Annotated in this window: 20 protein-coding genes and 2 pseudogenes; 18 read left to right on the forward strand and 4 right to left on the reverse strand. The window is 50.0% G+C overall.

The genetic code is table 11. The features are described 5' to 3' along the window. Nucleotides 1–14: 14 nt before the first annotated feature. The 7 genes from PVOR_RS09165 to PVOR_RS09195 all read left to right on the forward strand — a co-directional run bounded on the left by PVOR_RS09165 (nt 15) and on the right by PVOR_RS09195 (nt 8,490). Nucleotides 15–317 carry a DUF1292 domain-containing protein gene (locus tag PVOR_RS09165; protein ID WP_006208871.1) on the forward strand — a complete coding sequence of 101 codons (303 nt, stop codon included), beginning with the start codon at nt 15–17 and terminating at the stop codon, nt 315–317. Continuing rightward, complete coding sequence (locus PVOR_RS09170; protein ID WP_006208872.1) at nt 317–628, forward strand: DUF1292 domain-containing protein; 312 nt, start codon at nt 317–319, stop codon at nt 626–628. Before PVOR_RS09165 ends, PVOR_RS09170 begins: the two co-directional genes overlap by 1 nt. A gap of 95 nt (nt 629–723) precedes the next feature. Continuing rightward, nucleotides 724–1,767 (forward strand): endolytic transglycosylase MltG, encoded by a 1,044-nt coding sequence (gene mltG / locus PVOR_RS09175; protein ID WP_006208873.1) that lies wholly within the window; start codon nt 724–726, stop codon nt 1,765–1,767. Between the two features lie 76 nt (nt 1,768–1,843). Beyond that, entirely contained in the window at nt 1,844–2,776 is a 933-nt protein-coding gene (locus PVOR_RS09180; RefSeq protein ID WP_006208874.1) for a peptidase U32 family protein, read from the forward strand. A gap of 12 nt (nt 2,777–2,788) precedes the next feature. After that, nucleotides 2,789–4,135 (forward strand): peptidase U32 family protein, encoded by a 1,347-nt coding sequence (locus tag PVOR_RS09185; protein WP_006208875.1) that lies wholly within the window; start codon nt 2,789–2,791, stop codon nt 4,133–4,135. Between the two features lie 214 nt (nt 4,136–4,349). After that, nucleotides 4,350–6,524 (forward strand): methyl-accepting chemotaxis protein, encoded by a 2,175-nt coding sequence (locus PVOR_RS09190; RefSeq protein ID WP_040680437.1) that lies wholly within the window; start codon nt 4,350–4,352, stop codon nt 6,522–6,524. A 169-nt stretch (nt 6,525–6,693) separates the two neighbouring features. After that, nucleotides 6,694–8,490 (forward strand): peptidoglycan D,D-transpeptidase FtsI family protein, encoded by a 1,797-nt coding sequence (locus PVOR_RS09195; RefSeq protein WP_006208877.1) that lies wholly within the window; start codon nt 6,694–6,696, stop codon nt 8,488–8,490. Here the strand turns inward: PVOR_RS09195 and PVOR_RS09200 are convergent. Continuing rightward, nucleotides 8,433–9,602, reverse strand: coding sequence for an AI-2E family transporter (locus PVOR_RS09200; RefSeq protein WP_006208878.1), 1,170 nt, complete (start codon nt 9,600–9,602; stop codon nt 8,433–8,435). The two genes, PVOR_RS09195 and PVOR_RS09200, sit on opposite strands and share 58 nt — an antisense overlap. A gap of 142 nt (nt 9,603–9,744) precedes the next feature. Here PVOR_RS09200 and PVOR_RS09205 point away from each other — a divergent pair, with 142 nt between their 5' ends. Further along, entirely contained in the window at nt 9,745–11,130 is a 1,386-nt protein-coding gene (locus PVOR_RS09205) for a polysaccharide deacetylase family protein (protein WP_006208879.1), read from the forward strand. Nucleotides 11,131–11,260: 130 nt separating this feature from the next. Here PVOR_RS09205 and ilvD read toward each other — a convergent pair whose 3' ends face one another. Then, complete coding sequence (gene ilvD / locus PVOR_RS09210; RefSeq protein ID WP_040680409.1) at nt 11,261–12,949, reverse strand: dihydroxy-acid dehydratase; 1,689 nt, start codon at nt 12,947–12,949, stop codon at nt 11,261–11,263. A 238-nt stretch (nt 12,950–13,187) separates the two neighbouring features. Next, nucleotides 13,188–13,427, reverse strand: a pseudogene (locus tag PVOR_RS09215) (KGG domain-containing protein); the annotation flags it as partial. Nucleotides 13,428–13,637: 210 nt separating this feature from the next. Here PVOR_RS09215 and PVOR_RS09220 point away from each other — a divergent pair. From PVOR_RS09220 to mgrA, 3 genes are all read left to right on the forward strand, one after another. Next, nucleotides 13,638–14,405, forward strand: a complete 768-nt coding sequence (locus tag PVOR_RS09220) for an HAD family hydrolase (protein ID WP_006208883.1) — start codon at nt 13,638–13,640, stop codon at nt 14,403–14,405. Between the two features lie 36 nt (nt 14,406–14,441). Beyond that, on the forward strand, nt 14,442–15,194 hold the full coding sequence (locus PVOR_RS09225) for an NAD-dependent protein deacylase (protein WP_006208884.1): 753 nt from the start codon (nt 14,442–14,444) through the stop codon (nt 15,192–15,194). Nucleotides 15,195–15,318: 124 nt separating this feature from the next. Beyond that, nucleotides 15,319–16,344: an L-glyceraldehyde 3-phosphate reductase gene (gene mgrA / locus PVOR_RS09230; RefSeq protein WP_006208885.1), complete on the forward strand. Its 1,026-nt coding sequence runs from the start codon at nt 15,319–15,321 to the stop codon at nt 16,342–16,344. Nucleotides 16,345–16,450: 106 nt separating this feature from the next. Here the strand turns inward: mgrA and PVOR_RS09235 are convergent, their stop codons facing one another. Then, nucleotides 16,451–17,323, reverse strand: a complete 873-nt coding sequence (locus PVOR_RS09235) for an AraC family transcriptional regulator (RefSeq protein WP_040680411.1) — start codon at nt 17,321–17,323, stop codon at nt 16,451–16,453. A gap of 189 nt (nt 17,324–17,512) precedes the next feature. On the opposite strand from PVOR_RS09235, the pseudogene PVOR_RS09240 reads away from it, so the two are divergent. The 7 genes and pseudogenes from PVOR_RS09240 to glcT all read left to right on the forward strand — a co-directional run bounded on the left by PVOR_RS09240 (nt 17,513) and on the right by glcT (nt 25,929). Beyond that, nucleotides 17,513–18,692: pseudogene (locus PVOR_RS09240) on the forward strand (galactokinase). Between the two features lies 1 nt (nt 18,693). Next, the gene (galE, locus tag PVOR_RS09245) at nt 18,694–19,683 is read left to right on the forward strand and encodes a UDP-glucose 4-epimerase GalE (protein ID WP_006208888.1); all 990 of its coding nucleotides are present in this window, start codon (nt 18,694–18,696) and stop codon (nt 19,681–19,683) included. Next, nucleotides 19,638–21,302 (forward strand): UDP-glucose--hexose-1-phosphate uridylyltransferase, encoded by a 1,665-nt coding sequence (locus PVOR_RS09250; RefSeq protein ID WP_083811668.1) that lies wholly within the window; start codon nt 19,638–19,640, stop codon nt 21,300–21,302. Before galE ends, PVOR_RS09250 begins: the two co-directional genes overlap by 46 nt. Nucleotides 21,303–21,469: 167 nt before the next feature. Then, on the forward strand, nt 21,470–22,633 hold the full coding sequence (locus PVOR_RS09255; protein WP_006208890.1) for an iron-containing alcohol dehydrogenase: 1,164 nt from the start codon (nt 21,470–21,472) through the stop codon (nt 22,631–22,633). A gap of 201 nt (nt 22,634–22,834) precedes the next feature. Then, the gene (locus PVOR_RS09260) at nt 22,835–23,368 is read left to right on the forward strand and encodes a hypothetical protein (protein WP_006208891.1); all 534 of its coding nucleotides are present in this window, start codon (nt 22,835–22,837) and stop codon (nt 23,366–23,368) included. A gap of 4 nt (nt 23,369–23,372) precedes the next feature. After that, nucleotides 23,373–24,908 carry a flotillin family protein gene (locus PVOR_RS09265; RefSeq protein WP_006208892.1) on the forward strand — a complete coding sequence of 512 codons (1,536 nt, stop codon included), beginning with the start codon at nt 23,373–23,375 and terminating at the stop codon, nt 24,906–24,908. A gap of 163 nt (nt 24,909–25,071) precedes the next feature. Next, nucleotides 25,072–25,929, forward strand: a complete 858-nt coding sequence (gene glcT / locus PVOR_RS09270; protein WP_006208893.1) for a glucose PTS transporter transcription antiterminator GlcT — start codon at nt 25,072–25,074, stop codon at nt 25,927–25,929. The last annotated feature ends 59 nt before the right edge of the window (nt 25,930–25,988 follow it).

Here is a 25,988-nt window from a genome sequence, read left to right on the forward strand (position 1 = left end):
TGAGGGTGATAACAATGGCTAATGAGCATATTGGTATGGAAGAAGAACCGGAAATTATTTATATTCCCGATGATGAAGGCAACGAGGAAGAATTCGAAGTCATCATGAAATTCGAGGTTGATGGCTCGGATGCTAAATATATGATGGTTGTACCAAGAGAGTCCGCAGACGAAGAAACAGACGAGGTCTACGCCTTCCGTTATGAGGAAGATGGAGAAGATCTGAAATTGTTTATGATTGAAGACGATGAAGAATGGGCCATTGTTGAGGAAACCTTCAATACGCTCGTGGATGAGCTGGACGGGAGAGACGAATGATGACTGATTTTTCGGTTGAAAATATCGTATGGACCCAAGTACTTAAGGAAGCATTCGGTGAGAGTGTGGAGCTTGAGGACGACAAAGGCCATATCGAGGTATATGATATTGCCGCCGAATTTGAAGTGGATGGCCAAGGATATGCCATTCTGGTTCAGCCGGACCGTACGGATGAGGAGTACGAGGTGCTTCGTATCGTAAAGGATGCGGATGGCGGATTGGAACTCTCAACCATCGATGATGACGAGGAATGGGAGAACGTATCGGAGCTGTACGATGAGCTGACGTTTCCCGAGGGAGACGAGGATTAATTGTTCTCGTAAGAGGCACGTGCTTACGTTTTCAAATGAAAGTTCAGGAAGGGGCGGAGCTTGTCCGCCCCTTTTGGTGTGAAGGGATGAGTAGATTGAAGAAACTGGCTATTGCGGTATTGGTTCTGATCCTTATTGCCGGCGGAGGCTTGTTCTACATTTGGAACGGTTTACAGCCTGTTACAACCTCTGAAACACCGGTTGAATTCACGGTGGAGTCCGGAATGAGCACATCATCCATTGCCGATCTGCTTGAGGACAAGGGTCTGATCAAGAACGCCCTTATACTTAAAGGTTATCTGAAGATTACGAACGAAGGCAGCCGGCTTATGGCCGGCACATATGAGGCTACACCGGGAACCCCCTTCAAGGAGCTGCTGTCCAAGATGAGCAACGGTGAAGTGAAGGCGGAGGAAATGGTCCGGTTCACCATTCCTGAGGGTTACACCATTCTCCAGATGGCAGAAACCATCGCTCGTGAGAGCGGAATCGATGAGAAGGAATTTCTGGATGCTGTGGATCAGACTACCGGTTGGGACGTACCGATTGTAGGTGAGATCCCGGAAGGAACGGATCTCAGGCACCATCTGGAGGGCTATTTGTTTCCTGCAACCTACGATGTGCCGAAGAAGGATCTAACAGCTAAAGGCATTGTGGAGACCATGCTCAAGGAAACCGAGAAACGTCTTGCGGAAATTCCTGATTTGCAGAGCCAACTGGAGGCACGCGGCGTGACGTTCCATGAGCTCATGACCATTGCTTCACTGGTTGAGCGGGAAGTGGTTGCAGAACAGGAGAGAGCTCTTGTAGCCGGCGTTATCTATAACAGGCTGGAAGAAGATATGCGGCTTGAGATTGATGCGACTGTTCAATACCTGTTAGATAAACCGAAGGAACGGTTGCTTTATGCTGATCTGGAGGTTGAAAGCCCGTATAACACCTACCGACAAAAGGGGCTGCCGCCCGGTCCAATCTCGAGCCCGAGTTTGGAGTCCATTCAGGCCGCTCTGAATCCGGAGAAATCAGACTATTTGTTCTACGTAACCAAGAAAGACGGTACGCAAGAGCATTTGTTTGCTAAAACGTATAAAGAGCATTTGAAAAACATTGAGAAGAGTAAGAAAATGGCACAACCATAATATGACTTGATCAAAAGATCCGAATTCAATAGACAGGATCCTTTTTGGACAACCCCGAATAGGGAGGAAATATTTCATGAGTATCAAACCTGAATTATTGGCGGCTGCTGGTTCCTTGGAAGATGCTGCTGCTTACCTGGAAGCGGGAGCGGATGCTTTGCTGGTTGGTGAAGATCGTTTTGGCATGCGTCTGCCCGGCAGTCTGACCTTGAACGACATTCGTCAAGTAGTCCAGCATGCGCATGGACAGGGAAGTAAAGTGTATGTAAGCTTAAATAACCTGATGACCAATGATTTGCTGCCTGAGCTTCCTGCTTATGTCAAGGCACTGGGTGAAATCGGCGTGGATGCGGTGGAGTTTAACGATCCGTCCGTACTTACTGCGGTGAAGGAGCTAGCTCCTCAGATTAAACTGCACTGGAATGCGGAAATGACGGCCACAAACTACTCAACGTCCAATTACTGGGGGAGCAAAGGCGCATCCCGGGTCATTCTTGCGCGTGAATTAAATATGGATGAAGTAACGGACATGAAGCCGCTGCTTCAAGTGGAAGCACAGGTTCAGGTCCATGGCATGACCAATATCTACCATTCCAAGCGGCGTCTGGTGAACAGTTATATGTCGCAGCAAGGTAGACCCGTAAATGAAGGCAGTTTGGACAAGGAACGGGGACTGTTTCTCATTGAGGCTGAGCGCCAAGACGAGAAATATCCCATTTACGAAGACGTCAACGGAACTCATATTATGAGTTCGGAGGATATTTGTATCCTCGAGGATCTGCATCTGTTGATGGCAGCCGGTCTTGACAGCTTTAAGGTGGAGACGCTGCTGAAGCCGCGCCAATATAATAAGCTTGTGATAAGCATTTACCGCAAGGCGATTGATTTATATACTGCGGACCCTTCTTCCTATGCATTTCAGGAGGATTGGATGGATGAAATTCGTGCCATTCAGGATCCGGAGCGAGAGTTATCGTTTGGATTTTTCTATAAGGAACAAGTTTATTAAGGAGTGTACAGCATGGAAGCAATGGCACAGCCAAAATACAAGGGCAAACGCTATCGCCTGGACAAGCCAGAACTGCTCGCCCCGGCTGGTAATTTGGAAAAGTTGAAATTTGCGGTGCACTACGGCGCCGATGCAGTTTATATTGGAGGACAGAAATACGGTCTTCGTTCGAACGCGGACAATTTCAGCTTCGAGGAAATGAAGGAAGGCGTGGAGTTCGCCAAGAAATACGGTGCTAAAGTATTCGTGGCAACCAATATCTACGCGCATAATGAGGACGTAGAGGGGATTGAATCCTATCTGCGCAGCTTGGAGGAAGCGGGCATCGCAGCGATTATAGCCGCAGATCCGGCCATCATTGAGGTTGCCAAGCGTGCCGCGCCCAAACTTGAGGTTCATCTGAGCACACAACAGTCTACGCTTAATTGGCAGGCCGTGAAGTTCTGGAAGGATGAAGGATTACCAAGGGTTGTGCTGGGCCGCGAGACGAGCATAGAAGAAATTGCAACGATTAAAGAGCATGTTGATATTGAGATCGAAGCCTTTATTCATGGTGCGATGTGTTCCTCCTTCTCCGGACGCTGTGTGTTGTCAAATCATTTTACGGATCGTGACTCCAACCGGGGCGGTCTGCTGCCAATCCTGCCGCTAGGAAATACGATTTGTTTGAGGTATGGAAGAGAAGATAACGGCAACTGGGTATCCGAAGAGGTGCAGATGATGGAACAGCGGGCATCGAGGCCGTCTCCATTCAAGCCGGGCGTTACACAGATTCCGTTGTTTCAACCGGAGGACAACCAATTTACCATGGGGTCGAAGGATCTTTGCATGCTGGAGCATATTCCGGACCTGATTGAGGTCGGCATTGACAGCTTCAAGATTGAGGGCCGGATGAAATCCATTCATTACGTAGCTACGGTTGTTAATGTGTACAGACAGGCGATTGATTCCTATATGGCAGACCCTGAACATTACGTGCTGAAGCCGGAATGGATCGAGGAAATCAACAAAGCGGCCAATCGACCGCTGAATACCGGATTCTTCTATGATACCCCGGATCATGAGGACCATATCTATGAACCGGAAGAGAAGGCCGTGCCTTATGATTTTGCCGGATTGGTTATGGCGTATGACAAGCACTCAGGTACAGCTGTAATACAGCAGCGAAACCATTTTAAGCCTGGTGACGAAATTGAGTTTTTTGGCCCAGAAGGTACCTTCTTCAAGCAGGTAGTTGGCCCTATTCAGGATGAGGATGGAAATGAGCTGAACGCGGCACGGCATCCCTTACAGCTTATTCGCTTGCAAGTGGATCAGCCGGTGCGTAACTTTGATATGATGCGAAAGCGCAAAGGGTAAAAAAGATATAGTTCTATATAACTACACATATGAGAATCCGGGTCCGTGGATGGACCTTGGATTCTTTTTATTTTCAAAAAAATTAGGAGTAATGGATTATTTTTTTGCGAAAACCCAAAGGAAAACACCTCCAATTGTCGAAATAAAAAGTAACGAATACGTTCAAGAGATTAGCCGGCGTATTAATATTATGATTGTGGTAGGTGAACAGCTAATGTCAGAAGTCGAACAGCATGATAAGAAGCCGAAAAGAGACAAGAAGCTCGGGGGAAACAAAGAGAAAAAGAAAGCACCTTCGGCATCAACGGGAATACATAATGCAAAGTCGTTCATTTCAAACATGGGAACGGCCATCAGCCGAATGCCTGTGAACCCGGCAAAATCCGTAGGGATCCGGTTGTTTTTAATCTTTTTGTCAGCGATCGTATTTTTTGTTATCGTGTTGGGTTATCTCTCTTACAGTAAAGCGAAGAGCACCATTGAGAAGAATGCTGCCAACGGCAATCAGCAGACGATCATTCAAACTTCTGAGAAAATCGACATCATCTTGGATAAGTACGAGAACGCTGGACGGCAAATTTTCTATGATATTGAACTGCAGAAGCTGTTGTCAGAGTACTCGGATAAAAACTTGAGTGATTATGATTCGTTTACCGTAGAACGCAGCATTCGGGATAAACTATCTAACCAAATCACGTCAGATTCGTCCATCAGGGCTATTTATCTGATCCCTGACAAAGGTGAGAAGATGATCTCGGCGGGGCAAACCTCGGAGACCTCCAAAACCGTGCTTGAACAAAGCTGGTATACAGAGCTGAAGGATGGCGACAAAAAGATTGTGTGGCTGCCAACAACGCAGAACAGCGGAGCTCCGTACTTTACGATTGCACGCTCTCTTGGATCAATGAATGATCTGACTTCTACGTACGTTGTTATGTTTGAACTTAACGCTTCCGTACTGGATACGCAACTGAAGGGGATTGACCTGGGTGAAAACGGCCAGCTGCAGTTGATCAGCCCAGAGGGCACGATTGTATCCTCCAGTGAGAGTTCGATCGTGGGTTCAGAGACAGCTTGGGCATTTACAAAGGAATTCAAGGCAGAAACGAAGACGGATAACGTAAGAACCAAGGATGAGAACGGCAAGCAGGTATTGGCCGTTTATAATACGCTGAGCACCAATGATTGGAAGCTTGTGGGATCGGTTCAAACCAGTGAACTGACGAAGGATGCAACGAGCATTTTGACAATTACGCTGATAGTGGCAGCCGTTGACGTTATATTCGCCATACTGATCGGTATTTGGATGGTGAGAATGATTGCCCGTCCATTAGGCAAGCTCAACCTCCTGATGAAGGAAGGCGCAAAAGGTAATCTGAATGTTCGCACAGACCATAAGAGCCAGGATGAAATCGGTCAGCTCTCCGCAAGTTTTAACGATATGATGGAGCAGATTACCGGCCTCGTGCAGCAAACAAGCAATACGGCTCAGGAAGTACTCAAGACGGCTGCAGAGTTAAGTGATGCCTCGAAGAAAACGGCCATCTCTGCAAAAGAAATTGCCGTTGCCACCGAGGAGATTGCGAACGGAGCCAGCAGCTTGGCAGTTGAAGCCGAGCGCGGCAGCGATCTGACCAACAATATCTCGAAGCAGATGCAAATTGTTGTTACGGCTAACGATGAGATGGGCAAATCGGCCCGTCATGTGGAAAGCTCCAGTGAGCTGGGCACGAAGCATCTGAGCGACTTGCTCGACAAGACACACCAGACCGAGGATATGACACGTTCCATGATGCACAAGGTGGATGGCTTAAAGGAAACGACTTCTTCGGTTGTCAAAGTGCTGGATGTACTTCAGAACATCACGAAGCAAACGAACATCCTTTCCTTGAATGCAACGATTGAAGCGGCCCGTGCAGGAGCAGCGGGCAAAGGGTTTATGGTTGTCGCCGATGAAATCCGCCAGTTGGCGGACCAGTCCAGGCAATCCATAGATATGGTTAGCCAGATCACAGACCGTATCATGACCGAAATGAATGAAACCGTTCAGGTACTGCTGGATGCAAATCCGCTGTTCAAAGGCCAGATGGATGCCGTGAAGGAAACGAATGACATCTTCGTATCCGTCCAGCAGCAGATGGTAGACTTTATCGAACGTTTGGATTCTGTAACGCATTCCATTGATGAGCTGAACGAATCCCAGAATGTGCTCTCTGAAGCGATGAGCAACGTCAGTGCGGTTGCCGAGGAATCCTCGGCGACTTCCGAAGAGGTAGCTTCTCTCTCAACGGAGCAGCAAAGTGTTAGCAGTCAGTTGGTTAATCTGTCATCACAGCTGGAAAATGTATCGAATGAGCTTAAAGAGACCTTGTCTCGCTTTAGACTGTAATATTCCATTCATAGACTGCTCTATCAGTTAAGACTGATGGAGCAGTCTTTTTTGTCTACCCGGCTCACTCATTACCTTCTGATAATCCTCCCCTATCAGTTCAATGTGATTGATTCAGGTTCCACATGGAAATAATGGAGAAACAAAGAACTAATTGGAGGAGCAGGACATGAGGCTGATCCGAAATAAGCGAATTACATACGGATGGCTGATATTGACGATGCTTATCGCCATTTTGACCCTAAGACTCGCATGGGTGCAGCTTGTGATGAAACATCAGCGGGTCCCCGGCAGTCGGCATACGATGGTTGAGGCCTCCCTCATACAGCGCGAACGAGGCATTGTGCTGGATTCTGGCCGCGGTCAATTTACAGACCGGAACGGAAAGCCGCTCACGGGTAAGCTGGTTTGGACAGTGGTGTTGTTCCCGGTAAGCGAGAAAGAGCTGAAGGACTCCCATAATCAGTTAGTTCAGCTGGCCCGCATCCTGGGGACAAATAAGGATCATTTGGTACAGACATGGGGCAAACTAAAGGAGCCGAAGTTGTGGCATGGAGAGAATACGGTCATTCCTCGTACCCTAACCAAAGCTCAGATCCAGCAGATCCAAGAGCTTGAACTTCCCAAACTGAAGGTTCTTCCTTATGAGCAGCGCTACGGCAATCGCCAATCGGGCATGCAGTGGCTTGGTTTTGTATCCGGCCAGCGGAAGGAGAATCTGTTTTTTCGTGATTATCCGGAGGTTACGGGAACGAGCGGTTTGGAGAAAACGATGGATTCACTGATACGGGGAGAAGGTCCTACCATCGTTTATTTTCCAGTCAACAGTACCAATGAGGTGATACAGGATATCAAGCCGATGGTAAAGGCGCCGGATAATCCGTATTATCCCTTGAGGGTATCCACAACGATTGATATTGATATTCAAAAAGGGATCGAAGCTATAACGGAGAAAGCGGGCATGAAGGAAGGGGCCGTTGTTGTACTGGATGCGCACAATGCCGATATTGTTTCTATGGTCTCAAGGCCGTTCTATAATCCGGAGCAGATTCACCCAAAGGACGGGCAGTGGGAAAATCGTGCCTTGAAAGCGGCAACTCCTGGCTCCATTTTCAAAATTGTCACGGCATCTGCAATTCTTGAGCATGATTTAAGCTCCCCTGAAGAGCACTTCCATTGTGACGGCGAATACGGCAAGTTCGGACTTTCCTGCTGGAAAGAGGGAGGACATGGAACGATTGGGCTTCGCGAGGGTTTTGCCGAATCATGTAATGTCGTCTTCGCTACCCTTGCGGAAAGATTATCCGCACAGCAAATAGCGGATGCGGCATCGGCGCTTGGTTTTGGGCAAACTGTGGGCTGGAGATCACAGGAATTCTTAGGTCTTCGTTCTTTTGTTCCATTGGATCATGAGGAGAAGGGGACGGTATTCTCGGACTCCGTGGATGCTTCTGATGCAGGGGTTAGGGTACAGACTAGCATAGGGCAAAGGGATGCGGCCGTGTCCCCGCTGCAGGCGGCAAATGCGATTGTGACTCTGCTTCACGGCGGTGTAAAGACCAAACCTCGTATTCTACAACAGATTCGGTACGCTAATGGCCAATTGCTTCAGGATACCCATCCGCTTAAGGAGCGTAAGTCAGCACAAGGTATTTCCCGGGAAACCTCATCCATTCTGCTGGAATGGATGGAGGATGTGGTTCAAGAGGGGACAGGCAGTTCTTTGAAAAACCGGAAATGGACACTTGCAGGGAAATCTGGAACGGCTCAGGTAACCGTAAAGGGCCGTCCCCGAAACAACCAGTGGTTTGTCGGTTACGGCCCCGTGGAGAAGCCACGATACGCTGTGGCTGTGTTGGTGGAGAATCGGAGTCCAAGCAGCAGCAATCAGGCGACGGAGATATTCGGTCAGGTTTCTGACTTCTTGGCTTCGGTTGAATCGCCCTCGGGCTCGGGCTCCGCATAAGAGCGGGACATGTCCCAAGGAGACACATCGAATTCTTCTCTCGGCAGATGAATCCATTGCTGCAGGTATCCTTGTGTAAGCAATTCCTTAATGAGAATCAGCAGGATCGGAGCCAGAATCAAACCGGCTACTCCAAATATGGACAGCGAAATCATCATGAAGGACAACATCAAAAATGCAGATGATACGCCAATTGAATTGCCTGTAATCTTCGGTTCAAGCAGCTGTCTGGAGATCATGACAACCGCAAGCAGAACGATTAGTCCAATGGCAAGACCTGTATTGCCGACAATAAACAAATAAACAATCCACGGAATAAGAATAACGGGAACACCCAGCAGCGGCAATACATCGAATACAGCACAGATAAGCGCAATGGACAGCGAGTTGCCTGTACCTAATATCAACAGCCCTATGTATACAATAACAAACGTAATGCTGACCAGCTTCATCTGAGCTTTTAAATAAGAACCGATCGCCTTAAATACATTTTCCTTCAGAAAGACAAAGGCCATCTTGAAGGTTTTGGGCGTTTTTTCTTTTGCGATTCTCCGCCAGCTGCCAATCTCAATGCTCAGGAAAAAGGCGAGAATGATCGCTACCCCGAAGCTGGTGATGAACGAGGAGAATGAACCCATGAAACCAACGATATAATGAAAGAACGACTCGGCAGCCCCTTGAGCAAAAGCGGTAATGTCTTGAAAATAGCCGTTAACCCGTTCTGTCAGATCAGGCGGCAGTGCCTCGAGCTTGCTTTGCAGGAAGATCAGACCCTCGGAGAAATGTTTTTGAATCGTTGCGGTGTAAGCCGGCAAATTCTCCTGAAGGTTCATGAACTGCGATACAATGAGTGCCCCTGCTCCGAACAAGATGCCGAGGATAATCAGCAGGAAGAGCAGAACGGATATCGCGGCGGCAAACGGCTTCGGAAGACCCCTGCGGTGCAGGAATTTGGATAAAGGCTCAATAATCAGGAAAACGAGGAAAGATAAAAACACGGGAGCCGCAATCTGGTAAAGCTTGCTGAATATGTACATGACCAGGTAAACCGTAAGTACGATTAATCCAATATCGAAAGCGGTTCTCCAATATTTTTTATACAAGGGAAGCATAGTGGAATATCGGCTCCTTTATACTTTATTAATTGATATCATTGTACACGATTTGTGAAAAAAAAGCCTATTTCTTTAAGTGCTATGCTAAAATAATAATAGTGTGTTAATTAGAAAAAGAAAGAAAAAGCGGGGAGTTAGCATGCAAACATTACTGCTATGGTTGTTTTACCTTTCATCTTTTTATGCATTTATTCCCGGCATCCTGACCCGAATATTTGGTTTCCGAGTATTTCGCAGGGGCACAGGCACAAAAGAGTTCGCCTTAACCTTTGATGATGGGCCTGATCCTCTCTATACGCCAAGGCTTCTGGATCTTCTGAAGCAGTATGATATGAAAGCGACCTTTTTCCTGGTTGGTTCCCATGCAGAGAAACATCCAGAAGTTGTAAAACGCATTCATCACGAAGGCCATCTGATCGGGATCCATAACTATGTTCACAAGAGCAACTGGCTGATGAGACCTGTGACGGTTCGTAAGCAAGTAAAGCGAACGGATGATATTATCTACACCATAACTGGTGAACGTTCAGGTTATTACCGACCGCCTTGGGGAATTGTGAATCTGTTCGATTTTGCCAAGAATACCGGTTGTCGCATCATCTTGTGGTCATCCATGTTTAATGACTGGCGCAGCAAGATCGGCGCTGACAAACTGACTCAGCGAATGCTAGCCAAGCTTCGCGGCGGCGAGGTGATGCTGCTTCATGACTGCGGGACGACCATGGGAGCAAACCCGGACGCACCGGAGCAGATGCTCATCGCATTGGAGCGTGTACTGAATGCCGCAGAGCAGAAGGGGATGAGAAGTATCCGAATCGACGATATGATGGCTAAGGAGAGCAAAGCGAAAGCGAGGAAGCTGTCTCCTCTGAAGCGCGTGATGGTTTCATTGTGGCTTTTGTGGGAAAAAGTCTTTCATGCCGTGTTTGCACTCGAAACGGTCTCTCCTTCAGACCCGATGCTCCATTTCCGTAAACGGCCGTTTGCCGGGAAAACCGTCGTGATGGAGGATGGAAGCCGCCTGGAAAAGGGAGACGAGGTCCTTGAGCTTCATTTTGACAACAAAAAATTGTTCGAGATTGGCAGCCGCTCCCGTTCGGAGGTGCAGCTTGCGATTAAAATGATTCGCGCCGTGCAGAACGATCTGCCTTCCCTCGCCAATATGGTGCTGGAGCGTCCCGAATTCAAGGATGTCAAAGGTTTGTATGCCGTTACCATGATTTCACGGGGACCAGAGCAGTTCGGATTTCATGTCATGGATTTACCGCGGGGGCTGTTCGCAAGTTCGACCAGACTGTATCTTAAACTGCTGCTCAGTGTTATTCATCCCAAAGGTCAGGCCCGCCTGAAGGAAGGAAGCCAGATGATGGAGCCGAAAATGCTCATGATGCCAGTGGACGTTCTGATCGAACGTTATGCTGAGAAGAAGACACAGGTTCAGCCTCCAAAGGAGGAACCGCTAGCAATTAGCAGACAGGAACAGATGGGGGATTTGGCAGTTGCCAGCGCATCGCAAGGAATGTAAGTGGATAGATTGGACTTTTTACTGCTATCATGATTGATTATTACATTGAATGTTCATCGATATAAAAAAGGGGGTTATTCCCGCAGGCTGTTCAATGCCTGCGAGGAATAACCCCCTTGCTATGCTGTAATTAGATTTTCAATACGCCGCCTGAGCTTGCATTCGTTACAAGCTTCGAATAGCGGGCGAGGTAACCGGTTTTAACTTTTGGCTCGAAATCGACCCATTTGCTGCGGCGAATCGCCATTTCTTCATCACTGACGCCCAGCAATTGAATGGTGCGGTTGATCAGATCAAGCTCAATGATATCGCCATCTTCAACGAATGCGATAGGTCCGCCTTCGGCAGCTTCCGGCGAGATATGACCGATACTAATACCACGGGAAGCACCGGAGAAGCGTCCGTCCGTGATCAGGCCGACTTTGGCTCCAAGACCCATACCGGCGATTTGCGAGGTTGGTGCCAGCATTTCTGGCATACCCGGACCGCCTTTAGGACCTTCATAACGAATGACAACCACATGGCCTTCCTTAACTTTGCCGTTGGCAATGCCACTAAGCGCCTCATCCTGAGAGTTGAAGCAGATGGCAGGCCCCTTATGATACCCGCCAACCGACGCATCAACAGCGCCGACCTTGATGATGGAACCTTCAGGAGCCAGGTTGCCGTACAGGACAGCGAGTCCGCCGCGCTCGGAATAAGGACTGTCAATCGGATGGATAACGTTGGTGTCCTGGATTTCACAGCCTTCCACGTTCTCCGCCAGCGTCTTGCCGGTTACGGTGATACGATCTCCATGCAATGCACTCGGTTTCTTGAGGAGCTCGTGCAGGACCGCACTAACACCGCCTGCCAAGTGTACATCCTCGATAAAGTAATCCGAAGCTGGAGCGAGTTTGGAGATGTGAGGAACACGGTCGGCAACTTCATTGATACGCTCAAGCGGATAATCGAGACCAGCTTCATGAGCAAGTGCCAACGTATGCAGCACCGTATTGGTGGAACCGCCCATGGCCATATCCAGTGCAAACGCGTTGTCAATCGCTTCAACCGTTACGATATCACGCGGCTTGAGATCCATTTTCACAAGTTCCATCAATTGTGTAGCTGATTGTTTTACGAATTCCTTACGCTCTTCAGCGATGGCAAGGATGGTACCGTTGCCCGGCAGAGCCAGACCCAGCGCCTCGGCAAGGCAGTTCATGGAATTGGCCGTGAACATGCCCGAACAGGATCCACAAGTAGGACATCCGAATTGTTCCAATTCCAGTAGCTCATCATCATTGATTTTACCAACCTGGTGAGCGCCGACTCCTTCAAATACAGAGGTCAGGGACAATTTGCGTCCTTTGCTGTCCACGCCGGCTTTCATCGGTCCGCCGCTGACAAAAACTGTCGGGATGTTAACGCGAAGGGCGCCCATCAGCATGCCCGGCGTGATTTTGTCGCAGTTCGGAATGCAGACCATACCGTCGAACCAGTGAGCGGATACGACCGTCTCCAAGGAGTCCGCGATGATCTCGCGGCTTGGCAGTGAGTAACGCATGCCGATATGTCCCATGGCGATGCCGTCATCAACCCCAATGGTGTTGAATTCGAATGGAACGCCGCCCGCTTCACGAATCGCTTCTTTCACGATTTTTCCGAATTCCTGCAGATGCACATGACCGGGAACGATGTCGATGTAGGAGTTACATACGGCGATAAACGGTTTGCCGAAATCCTCTTCCTTAACGCCTGCTGCACGCAGAAGGCTGCGGTGCGGTGCGCGGTCAAAGCCTTTCTTGATCATGTCTGAACGCATTTTTTTGGTTGCCATGATGTCGATTTCCCCCCAGATCTATTATAAAATTGTTGCGCTTTAGCGCGGTCTTCCGGCAAAGCAGCCGGGTACCTGTGAACAGCGAATAGGTTTTAAATGAGTCTATCACAAAAAGGTAGGTTTTTCTACATGATATTAATTAGGAAACAATGGAGGGAGGCCTGTTGCTGCGGCATGAAAAGAGCCTGTCCCATGAATGGGAGCAGGCTGCTCATTCGAGTGTTTATCATTATTTCTTGCCGCCTTTGCGGCCGATTTCCTGATAGAATTCACGATCATGATTCCGCGAGGTGGCTTCGCCGCCTTTCTGACCGATTTCCTGGTAAAACTCGCGGCTGTGGTTTTTGGACGTCGCTTTGCCGCCCTTTTTGCCGATTTCCTTATAGAACTCGCGGCTATGATTCTTTGCTGTCGCTTCGCCGCCAAGACGTCCAGCTTCTTCGCGGGTCATCTTGCGATTGCCGTTTTGTGCCATCACAAATCACTCCTTTTCCGTCGTATTTGCTATGCGTATATGTTACTTACCACGACTTATTTGTCATGAATCAAAACAATCGACTAAAGATTGGTAAATGTCAGTTTGGGATGAATTTCTGAAGGAAAGCGGCAATTCCGCTTAAATCAGAGTTTATTTCATGGTTTAATAAGAGTATGATCATGAATAGGATAGGGAGGTTTTATGACATTGCCGTTTTTTCAAGTGAAGGGACACTCCATTCCCTGCAAAGCGATCTTGTTTGATAAAGACGGTACGCTGCTCCATTTCATGGCGCTGTGGGGAGGCTGGGTCGAGTATGTCCTCAAGTACATGGAGGAGCGGCTGGGGCTGATGGGAGCCGGCTTCACGCTGCCCACAGAGAAGGTGCTGGGCACAAAGCATGATGTAAGCGGGCGCGTGTCCGGTTACGATGTCAGGGGGCCGCTCGCCATGGGGACCGTGGAAGAGACGACGGGGCTGCTGGCATGGCAACTGTACGCAGCGGGAATGCCTTGGAACGAAGCCATTGTGCAGGTCAATCAGATCACGAAAAATGCGATGTATGAAGTTCGTCAGCGAAAACCGGCATTTCCGATGCCGGGGCTGGAAGATTTTCTGAGGAAATGCAGTTTGGCCTCTGTGAAAATGGCAGTGGTCACGTCCGATCAGACCTCGGGTGCACTGGAACAGCTGGAGTGGATGGGGCTGCGCTCTTATTTTACCGTCATTATAGGAAGAGATCAGGTTGGAAACGGTAAGCCGCATCCGGAGATGACCGAAACGGCATGCGGTCTCCTCGGAGTGAAGCCGGAAGAAACGGTTGTCATCGGTGACAGCAATGGGGATATGCAGATGGCCAAACAAGCAGGTGCGGCCCTGGCCGTAGGGTTGTTGACGGATGAAGGGGACACATCACATCTAACAGATGCCGATGTTGTCATATCCGATTATAATGAATTAGACGTGCACAGGTAGACGTGATATTTTTAGGGCTGTACGGAGGTGTTTAGAGTGGAGAACAGGGAGAAGATCGAGCAGTTGGCAACATGGATCGAAGCGAGCGACTACATTGTTTTTTTCGGGGGCGCCGGTACCTCCACGGAGAGCGGAATACCTGACTTCCGTTCAGCAGCCGGGCTTTACCAGAGCGAGCATCAATCGCCATATCCGCCGGAGGTTATGCTTAGCCACACGTTTTTTATGAAGCATCCGGACGTGTTTTATGATTTTTACCGAAGCAAGATGCTTCATCCGAATGCACAGCCAAACGGCTGTCACCGGCTATTGTCGAGGCTTGCATTTGACGGGAAGCTGAAAGCGGTGATTACGCAAAATATCGACGGACTCCATCAGAGCGCAGGATGCTCCGATGTGATGGAGCTTCACGGCTCTGTACACCGCAATTATTGCATGGATTGCGCAAGGTTCTACAGCCTGCAGGATATTATGGACATTAAGGAAGTTGTCCCGCGCTGCAAGGATTGCGGTGGGCTGATCAGACCGGATGTCGTGCTGTATGAAGAGGAGCTGGACCAGAACATTATTATGCGCTCGATTCAGGAAATATCGACAGCGGACTTGCTGATCATCGGCGGGACTTCCCTGACGGTTCATCCTGCGGCTGGGCTGATATCCTATTTTCAAGGAAGCAAGGTGGCTCTGCTGAATGCAGATCCGACCCCGTACGATCACCGGGCCGGCCTCTTGATCGCCGATCGGATCGGGCAGGTCATGACACAAGTGGATAAGCTGATCAGCACGTAGCGGCGACAGCTGCGGCGTGTTGCTGCACGCATAACTGTAATCGTTTTCTTGTCAAAGTCCAGCGAAACACGTTAAGATGAATTTAGCAATGGATCTATTCACTTTAGAGAGGCAGGGATTGCAAGTGACCTATGTGGCTAGCGAAGACCGCTATGAAGGAATGAAATATAACCGTGTGGGGCGTTCCGGGCTGAAACTTCCGGCAATCTCTCTTGGATTATGGCATAATTTCGGTGGTATCGACACGTATGAAAACGGGCGGAGCATGGTTACGCGTTCCTTCGATCTGGGCATTACCCACTTCGATCTGGCGAACAATTATGGACCGCCTGCAGGATCTGCCGAAGAGACATTTGGCAAAATTCTCTCCCGTGACCTCAAAGCCTACCGCGATGAAATCGTTGTTTCATCCAAAGCGGGTTATTACATGTGGCCTGGGCCATACGGGGACCATGGTTCACGTAAATATCTGGTGTCAAGTCTCGATCAGAGTCTGAAGCGGATGGGCCTGGATTACGTCGATATTTTCTATCATCATCGGATGGATCCGGAAACGCCGCTTGAAGAAACCATGGTCGCCTTGGATCATCTGGTACGTTCCGGCAAGGCGCTTTATGTTGGGGTGTCTAACTATTCGCCGGAGAAGACGCGGGAAGCGATCTCCATTCTGAAAAGCCTGGGCACTCCGCTGCTTATTCACCAGCCGAGTTATTCCATGCTGGACCGCTGGGTGGAGAACGGTTTGCTCGATGTTCTGGACGAGAATGGTGTGGGAAGCATCGCGTTTACCCCGCTTGCCCAAGGACTCTTGACCAATAAATACCTGAACGGCGTACCTGGCGATTCGCGTGCGGCAAGCGCGTCCGTGTTCTTGAACGAAAGCAACATCACGCCTGAGGTGCTGCGCAAGATCAGGGCGCTGAACCAGATCGCGCAAGCGAGGAACCAAAGTCTTGCCCAATTTGCCCTGGCGTGGGTGCTTCGGGGCGGCAGAGTGACATCTGCCCTCATCGGCGCGAGCAAGGTAAGCCAGATCGAAGACAATGTGGCTGCCTTGAACAATCTGGAGTTCTCGAAGGAAGAGCTGGATCGCATTGAAGCGATTCTGAGGACGGAGAACGGATCAACTGCAGAGGGCCAGAATAATTGATGCAATAGACAAACTAAACATAGCGAAACGAAGAAGGAGCGCCTCAGGATGTATTACCCGGCCTGATATGCGCTCCTTTTTGGTGCAAATATGATCATGAACTCGCTTATGGCTCCGTTGGTGCTGCTGCGGACATGATGTCCTTCCGGTATCGTGTTGGCGATCGGCCGACAAGGCGTTTGAATTGGCGCGAGAAATAAAGTGGGTCGGTCAGACCTACGGACGCGGAGACCTGCTCGATGGACAAATCGGGACGTTCGCGCAGTAGCCGCTTGGATTGGTCGATCCTTAATTTGAGCAGGTACGTAATCGGGGTCATGCCTGTTTCCTGCTTGAATATGCGCGACAAGTAAGCGCGGTTGTAACCCAGGCTCGCACACATCTGTTCGATGGAGACGGGGTGGGCATATTGGGAAGTCATGTAATTGATCATTTGCTTCACTGTGCGCTGAACCTGAGGCTCTGCAAGCGACAGCAGCGACGGGCGGTCGCTGCGGTTCAGGATCTCGGCCCAGATCAGATGCAGGTAACCAATGGCGGCGATGTGGGAGCTTTCTTCCCTGGATTGAAAATGCTTCTGGATGAGGGAGACATATCCGGGAATCGGGTTGTTCGCCTCCATGAGATGCAGGACGGGCTTGTCGGGCGTGAGCCCCAGGCGATTCATTTCTTCACCGGCATGCTCTCCGTCAAAGGCGACCCACCGGTATTGCCACGGGCAACTCGCGTCAGATTCATAGCTGACAATCTGACCGGGATGGATGAGAAAGCAATCGCCGGGACCCAGCTGGTACATATCGGTTTCCGTTCGAAATATGCCATATCCTGATTCGATAATATGCAGCAAGTAATGATCGTATATTTTCGGCCCCAGGGCATGCTCAGGTCTGGTCTGGCTTTCCCCCGCAAATCGGACGTGGAGCCACCCGCTGCCCTGCTGGGCAGGATTTGAGGCAACAGAATAGGTTGGTTTCATCATAATTTTTCCTTTAGAATAGGATTTTGGAAAATACGGGATTGAAGGTTGTTTTGATTTTATGAGTTTATTGTACCTTTTAAAGTCACATAAATCCATATGTAACACACAAGATTTCATTATCGTTAAACGAGGTTTCCATTATACTGAAGACAGTAAAACTACCATATGTACAGGATGGAGTGATGGGCAGTGACTACACAACAGCTTATGCAAAGATTCATGGACAAGCACGGAGAAAGCCGGCATGAGGTTCGGATATTTAACGCACCCGGCAGGGTGAATCTGATCGGGGAGCATCTGGACTATAACGGAGGTTACGTTCTTCCGGCAGCCTTGGAGTTTGGCACAACCTTGATTATCCGTCCGCGTGACGATAAGAAGGTAAGCTTCTCTTCAACCAATATCCCTTATGAATTAACGATCAGCCTGGACGAGGATTACCGTTACAAAAGCGATCAATGGACGGATTATCCGGTTGGCGTCATTACGGAATTGCATAAAATAGGCTCCAATCTTAGCAGCGGGTATGACCTGCTCTACCATGGGGATATTCCTAACGGCGCGGGTCTGTCTTCCTCTGCCTCCATCGAAGTGGTCACAGCCTACGCGCTCTTGAGCATGGAGGGCAAGGCAGCGGATACCGTGGAGATCGCGAAGCTCTCACAGAGAGTGGAGAACCTGTTCGTTGGCGTCAATTCCGGCATCATGGATCAATTTGCCGTGGCTAACGGCAAGCAGGATCATGCCATTCTGTTAATGTGCGATACCCTTGAGTATGAGCTTGTACCGTTCCAGACGGGACCATATAAAATCGTGATTTCCAATACCAATAAACGACGGGGGCTTGTCGACTCCAAATACAATGAACGCCGAAGTGAGTGCGACCGTGCTTTGGAGATTTTGCAGAATGAGCTTCCTGCACTAACGTATCTCGCACAGCTGAACCCGGATCAATTCGTAACATTACAGGACAACATCCAGGATGAAACGGTCCGAAGACGCGCCCAGCACGTCGTGGAGGAGAACCAGCGCGTTCTTGATTCCGTGAAAGCATTGAAGAACGGGGATCTGGAATCGTTCGGTCAGTATATGAACCAGTCCCATGACTCCTTGCGTTATCTGTATGAAGTGACAGGCGATGAGCTGGACGCGCTCGTTGAGGAAGCCCAGCGCATCCCAGGAACGCTTGGTTCCCGGATGACGGGGGCCGGTTTCGGGGGCTGCACGGTGTCCTTGGTCCACGAGGATGCGGTGGAATGCTTCATAGCGGAAGTGGGGCAGCAGTATGAAAGCAGAACCGGACTGAAGCCGGATTTCTATGTATGCGGCGTTGGTACAAGGTGTGCATGAAGTGAAGGAGGGCAAATAATATGGCGATTTTAGTAACTGGCGGTGCAGGTTACATCGGTTCTCACACTGTGGCGGAACTGCTTGAGAAGGGAGAAGAGGTTGTTGTTATCGACAGTCTGGAGACCGGGCATCGCGAAGCGCTCCTTGGCGGAAAGCTGTATGTTGGCGATCTGCGCGACAAGACGCTGCTAAACCAGCTGTTCTCGGAGAATGATATCGATGCCGTTATCCACTTTGCTGCGAATTCGCTGGTCGGCGAGAGCATGAAGGACCCGGTGAAGTATTACGACAACAACGTATACGGAACGCTCTGTCTGCTGGAAGCGATGAATGAAGCAGGTGTACGCAAAATCGTCTTCTCCTCAACGGCTGCTACCTACGGTGAGCCTGAGAAGGTGCCTATTGAGGAAACGGACCGGACGCAGCCAACGAACGTGTACGGGGAAACCAAGCTAATGATGGAACGGATGATGTCCTGGTTTGATACCGTGCTCGGTGTAAAATATGTATCTCTTCGTTACTTCAACGCTGCCGGATCCCATGCCAGCGGCTCCATCGGAGAGGATCACCGCCCGGAGAGCCATCTGATCCCGCTTGTGCTGCAAACCGCTTTGAAGCAGCGCCCAAGCATCTCCGTGTTTGGCGATGATTATTCTACGCCGGACGGAACATGCGTGCGTGACTATATCCATGTCAGCGATCTTGCGAACGCCCATCTGCGCGCGGTAGAGTATCTCCGCCGTGGGGAACCCAGCAATGTATTTAACCTCGGCAACGGGCTCGGTTTCTCGGTGAAGGAAGTTATTGAGACATCGAGGCGGGTGACTGGCGCTGACATTCCGGTTGTCATGGAGGCACGGCGTTCCGGCGACCCTGCTGTATTAGTAGCCTCTTCAGATAAAGCGCGTACCGTCCTTGGATGGACGCCATCCAAAACGTCGCTTGAAGAGATTATCGATAGTGCATGGAAGTGGCACAGCAGTCATCCGCACGGTTACGGAGACAATTAATCCAAGGGGGACTACGGCGATGGAAATCAGTACCATCAGGAACTCCCGAATCGAAGCAATCGAAGCAGGCTCTGCATGCGATTGAAATGCTGGTGCGATTTGCCCTGCATAAAGGCCTTATCGAGGCAGCCGATGTGGATTACAGCCGCAATCTGCTGCTGGAGGACTTCGGCTTCAGCGAGCCGTATGGCGACGAAGTGAATGAGCAGATTCCGGATGGACCCCAGGCCATGCTGGACATTTTGATCGATTACGGTGCGGCGAACGGACTCATACCGGAGAACACGGATACGTACCGGGATTTGCTGGATGCCAAAATCATGGGCCGTCTTATAGCAAGGCCTTCGGAAGTGACAGCCCGGTTTCGAGCAGCCCAGCAGGAGCAGGGGATCATTGCAGCTACACAACAGTTCTATGATCTGTGCATCGATTCCAACTACATTCGCATGGATCGGGTAGCCAAGAATGAATATTGGAGACATGCCAGCGCGTACGGCGATATTGAGATCACGATTAACCTATCCAAACCGGAGAAAAGTCCGAAGGAAATCGCTATGGCAAAGCTGCTGCCACCGCCTGTTTATCCCAAATGTCAGCTCTGCCGTGAGAATGTCGGTTATGCTGGCAGGGTCAATCATCCGGCACGGCAAAACTTGCGGATTATCCCGCTGGAGTTAAACGGGGAGCGCTGGTTCTTCCAGTATTCGCCCTATGTATACTACAACGAGCATTGCATCGTGTTCCATCATGATCATGTGCCGATGAAGCTGACCAGGGAGACGCTTGCCCGCCTCTTGAGTTTTGTGGATGCGTACCCGCATTATTTTCTCGGGTCGAATGCGGATCTCCCGATCGTGGGGGGCTCAATTCTTACGCATGATCATTTCCAAGGAGGCCGTCATTCCTTCCCGATTCAGAAAGCACCGAAGGTGGCGGGCTTCTCACATGAGGCTTATCCCGGCGTGTCCGTCAGCATCGTGAAGTGGCCGATGTCGGTTATCCGGCTGGCCTCAAGTGATCGGGGATTGCTCCTTGAATGTGCCAACAGCATCTATGAGAATTGGAAATTCTACAGTGACCCTTCGCAAGACATTGAAGCGTTCAGCGAGGTGAAGGGAGAGAGAGTCCGCCATAATACGGTTACGCCGATTGCCCGGCAAAATGACGAAGGCATCTATGAGCTGGATCTGGTGTTGCGGAACAATCGGACCAGTGAACGGCACCCCGAAGGGATTTTTCATCCTCACCGGGAGATGTTTCATATCAAGAAGGAGAATATCGGCTTGATCGAAGTTATGGGGCTGGCGATCCTGCCGGGCAGGCTCAAGGAAGAGCTGGACCAAATTGCCGAGGTTCTGGTCGGGAACGAGAAACTGTATGCGGACAGCCAGGCCCCAGACCATCCGCTTGCTGTTCACGGCGATTGGATCGAAGAGCTGCGGGAACGGGGAGCCGCCCTGTCCGACAAGGCTGAGGCTATGGAGCTGATCCGCCAGGAAGTTGGCAAGAAGTTCACTACGATCCTGGAGCATGCCGGTGTGTACAAACAGACGGAAGACGGACAGCAGGCCTTTGAGCAATTTCTAAGCCGTATGGGATTCCAGCGTGAGAGCATGTAGTTCTCCGTGATAAAAAATATCCATTTAACTGCGTTAATAGCAAAAACAGCCGGTCCTTTCCGCAGAGAGGAACGGTTGTTTGTTTTACACAGGAGGAATGATATAAAATGAATGAGCATGCATGATTGAATAATAGCTGCAAACACGATGCGATGGAGGTAATAAATATGAGACCATTTGTATTTCATAATCCGACTCAGTTGATATTTGGCAAGGGCAAACTGAGCGCTTTAAGTAGTGAAGTGGCCAAATACGGCCAGAATGTATTGCTAGTATACGGTGGGGGCAGCATCAAGCGCAGCGGGCTGTATGACCAGGTCATCGCGTTGCTGCAAGAAGCGAATGCTGTGGTAACAGAGCTGAGCGGAGTGGAACCGAATCCGCGTCTGTCCACGGTTCATAAGGGCGTTGAGTTGTGCCGGAAGCATAACATTGACCTCATTCTGGCTGTTGGCGGAGGAAGTGTGCTTGACTGCTCCAAGGCGATTGCCGTTGGTGCCAAATATGACGGCGACATGTGGGATTTCGTAGAGCGCAAGGCGGCTCCGCAAGGGGCTCTTCCACTCGGGACCGTGCTCACGATGGCTGCCACGGGCTCGGAGATGAATGGGGGCTCCGTTATTACCAATGAGACGACCCAGGAGAAGATGGGCTGGGGAAGCTCGTACGCCTACCCTGCATTTTCAATTCTGGATCCTGTACATACGTTCTCCCTTCCACGGGACCAAACCGTGTATGGTGTCGTTGATATTATGTCTCACGTGCTGGAGCACTACTTCCACCAAGATACGAATACGCCGGTGCAAGACGGATTCTGCGAAACGATACTTCGCACCATGATAGAGACAGCACCCAAGCTCGTAGAGGATCTGGAGAACTATGAGCTTCGCGAGACGACGATGTACTGTGGAACGATGGCCCTGAACGGCATGATCAATATGGGAATGGCGGGAGACTGGGCTACCCACAATATTGAGCATGCGGTATCTGCCGTATACGACATTCCGCATGGCGGCGGCCTGGCGATACTCTTCCCGAACTGGATGAAATACAATCTTAGCGCAGATCCTCAGCGCTTCAAGTCGCTTGCTGTGAATGTGTTCGGAGTTGATCCGGCAGGAAAGACCGATGAAGAGATCGGATTGGAAGGCATTGAAGCCCTTCGCAGTTTCTGGACTTCCATCGGCGCACCTAGCACATTGGGAGCTTACAATATCGACGATCGCGAGATCGAGGCTATGGCCGACAAAGCGATGCGTTTTGGACCGTTTGGCAATTTCCGCAAGCTGCAGCGCGAAGACGTTGTTGAAATTTATAAAATGTCGCTTTAATGCGCCCTGACCTGTTGCTCGCATAGCAGGGGGGACGATGCAAGCCTGCCGGTTCATACCGAGCAGGCTTTTTGTCATGGCGTGTGGAATATAGATATGCAGAGATTTTCATACGTTTGAGGCAAATAATTGAAACTTTAGCAAACATTTTGCCGTATTACTTGTTATACACAGTAAGGAATTCCAGAGGGGGCAATCAACATGGAAGCGTTATATTGGGGCTGTCTGATCGGAGGCGTCTTATTCGCCATCGTAACCGTGGTGCTTGGTGACATACTCAGCTCGGCACTTGACGGATTGTTGGACTTTTTGTCAGTGGATTTTTTCAATCCGGTTGTAATCGCTGGGGGAATCACCGTATTTGGCGGTACCGGAATCATGCTGATGAAATACACGAATTTGGCAGCAGGTGCCCATGTAACGCTGTCTATCCTGTCAGCTATCGTCATCTCGATTCTCGTCTACTTTGGGTATGTCAAACCTATGGAGAACAGCGAGAACTCGACAGGCTTCTCTATTAAAGAGCTGGCGGGCAGGATTGGCGTTGTAACTGTACCGCTCCCTGAAGAGGGATTTGGTGAAGTAATGGTCAAGATTGGAGCAGGCAACACCATGCACATTGCGTCCAGCTTTGATCGTCAGATCCTTCCCGCAGGTGTCCGCGTGGTAGTTATCGACGTTGTTGATGGTGTCCTGAGAGTGTCCGAACTGGAAGAACGAAAAGGAGATGATTGATTCAATGCCAGAGTACTTAGTAATTCCGTCCATTGTCGTAGCCGTTATTGTTGTGTTGGGACTTGCATTCTGGGCTCGTTACAAAACGGTGAGTCCGGATGAAGCGATGATTGTAACCGGTTCATTCCTGGGGAGCAAAAATTTATCGGAGGATGAATCCGGCCGCAAAATCAAAATCGTACGCGGCGGCGGCGCTTTTATACTACCCGTATTTCAACGTTCCGAATTCGTATCGCTCTTATCCCATAAGCTGGATGTCATGACCCCTGAAGTGTACACGGAGCAGGGCGTGCCGGTGATGGCCGATGGGGTTGCCATTATTAAAGTCGGAAGCTCCATTGAAGACGTGGCGACCGCAGCCGAGCAGTTCATGGGCAAGCCGATTGAAGCGCTGAAAGGCGAAGCCCAGGAAGTGCTTGAGGGTCATCTGCGTGCCATTCTGGGTTCGATGACGGTGGAGGAAGTATACCGTAACCGCGACAAGTTTGCGCAGGAGGTTCAAGGCGTTGCGGCAAGAGATTTGAAGAAGATGGGTCTGCAGATCGTATCCTTCACCATTAAGGACGTTCGCGATAAGCATGGATACCTGGAAGCACTAGGTAAGCCGCGGATTGCCACGGTGAAGCGGGATGCAGAGATTGCCGAAGCGGAAGCGGTTCGGGATGCGCGGATTCAGAAAGCCCGTGCGGAAGAAGAAGGACAGAAGGCCGAGGTCGTTCGCGATACCAATATCGCTGAAGCTGAGAAGGAAAGAGAACTGAAGGTCGCTTCCTTTAAGAAGGAGCAGGATACGGCGAAGGCGGAAGCCGACCAGGCATACCATATCCAGGAAGCCCGTGCCAGACAAACAGTGGTTGAAGAGCAGATGAAGGTCGAGCTCGTCCGCAAGGAACGTGAAATCGATCTGCAGGAAAAAGAAATCATGGTTCGCGAGAAGCAGTATGATGCGGACGTGAAGAAAAAAGCCGAAGCGGATCGCTACGCGGTGGAGCAGGCAGCCGAAGCGGATAAAGCCCGCAAGATGCGCGAAGCGGATGCCGTGCAGTACTCCATCGAGACACAGGCAAAAGCTTCTGCCGAACAGAAGCGCCTGGATGGTATGGCGGTCGCTGATGCAGAGCGTGCAAAAGGTACGGCTGAAGCTGAAGTCATTCGTCTTCGGGGTATTGCCGAAGCCGATGCCAAAGAAAAACTTGCCGAAGCGTTCCAGAAGTTCGGAGAAGCTGCGGTGCTCGACATCATTGTAAAAATGCTGCCTGAGCTTGCTGGCAAGATTGCTCAGCCAATCTCGTCCATCGATAAGCTGACGGTTGTCGATACAGGCAAAGGCGAGGGAGCGGCTCGCGTGAGCAATTATGTGACCGAGCTTATGTCTACGGCGCCTGAAATGCTGAAGAGCGTATCGGGAATTGATGTGGAAGAGCTGATCAAGGGATTGACCAAGAAACCAGCAGCTGTCCATAAGTCGGTTGCGGTCGAGCCGGAGCTGGTGCCAGTGCCGGTTCCTGTAGAAACAAGCGCAGCGAAGGAAGAATCATAATCGTTTAAACGCAGTTAGATGCGATTTGAATCGGGGCATGTGTGTTGACAGGCAGTGGTACAGCACCTTGAATACATTGGCAACCACAAATGATTTTGCTGTGCTCTCATATTTCTGATAAGATATCCGAGTATACGCGTTTGAATCAAAAAGAGGTGCGAATGTGAGCAGCTTACAAGTGGCTAAAGTGTTGAACAACAATGTAATCATAGCGCGGCATCCTCAGCACGGGGAGGTTGTTGTCATCGGCAAGGGAATTGGCTTTAATCGCAGGAATAAAGACAGCATCCCGGCTTCCGCTGCCGAGAAAATGTTCATTTTGACTAAACCGGAGGAGCAGGAGCAGTATAAGCAGCTGGTGCCTCATATCGATGAGAAGCTGATTGAGGCGATGAATGATATTATTCTGAATGCTGCGAAATCCAGTGAGGCTCCTCTGAATGAGCATATCCACATTGCGTTGACCGACCATATCGCATTTGCTATTAAACGTCACGCCCAGGGGCTTTATATTCATAATCCTTTCTTATATGAAACCCGCGAGATGTATCCTGAAGAGTATGAGATGGCAGAATACGCGGTCCGTACCATTCGGGATAAACTCGGGGTGGATCTGGGTCAAGAGGAAATCGGATTTATAGCCCTTCATTTTCATGGCGCTCTTACGAACCAGCATATTTCGGAAGTTCGCAAGCATTCGGAGCTGATCGCGGATCTCGTACATACCGTGGAGCAGCAGATGGATTATGCCATACCGAAGGATACGCTGGATTATTCCCGCCTGTTGACCCATCTTCGGTTCGCGCTGGAGCGGATAAGGCGGGGGGAAGCGGTGAATGAGACGAGTTCGCTGGACGGTCTTCTGAAGCGTGAATATCCTGAGACATATTCCTTGGCGTGGAAGCTGACGAAGATCATGGAGCAGCGGCTGAAGAAGCCTGTCTATCCAGCAGAGGCTGGTTATCTGACCATCCATCTGGAGCGGCTGATGCAGCGCAAAGGCCAGAACGAGCAAATGTGAAGATTTTATTAAGTCCTCTTCATGTGGTTGCAACGATAAATGAACGGTGTTACAATACG

The organism is Paenibacillus vortex V453 (assembly GCF_000193415.1).
Classification (GTDB): domain Bacteria; phylum Bacillota; class Bacilli; order Paenibacillales; family Paenibacillaceae; genus Paenibacillus_AQ; species Paenibacillus_AQ glucanolyticus.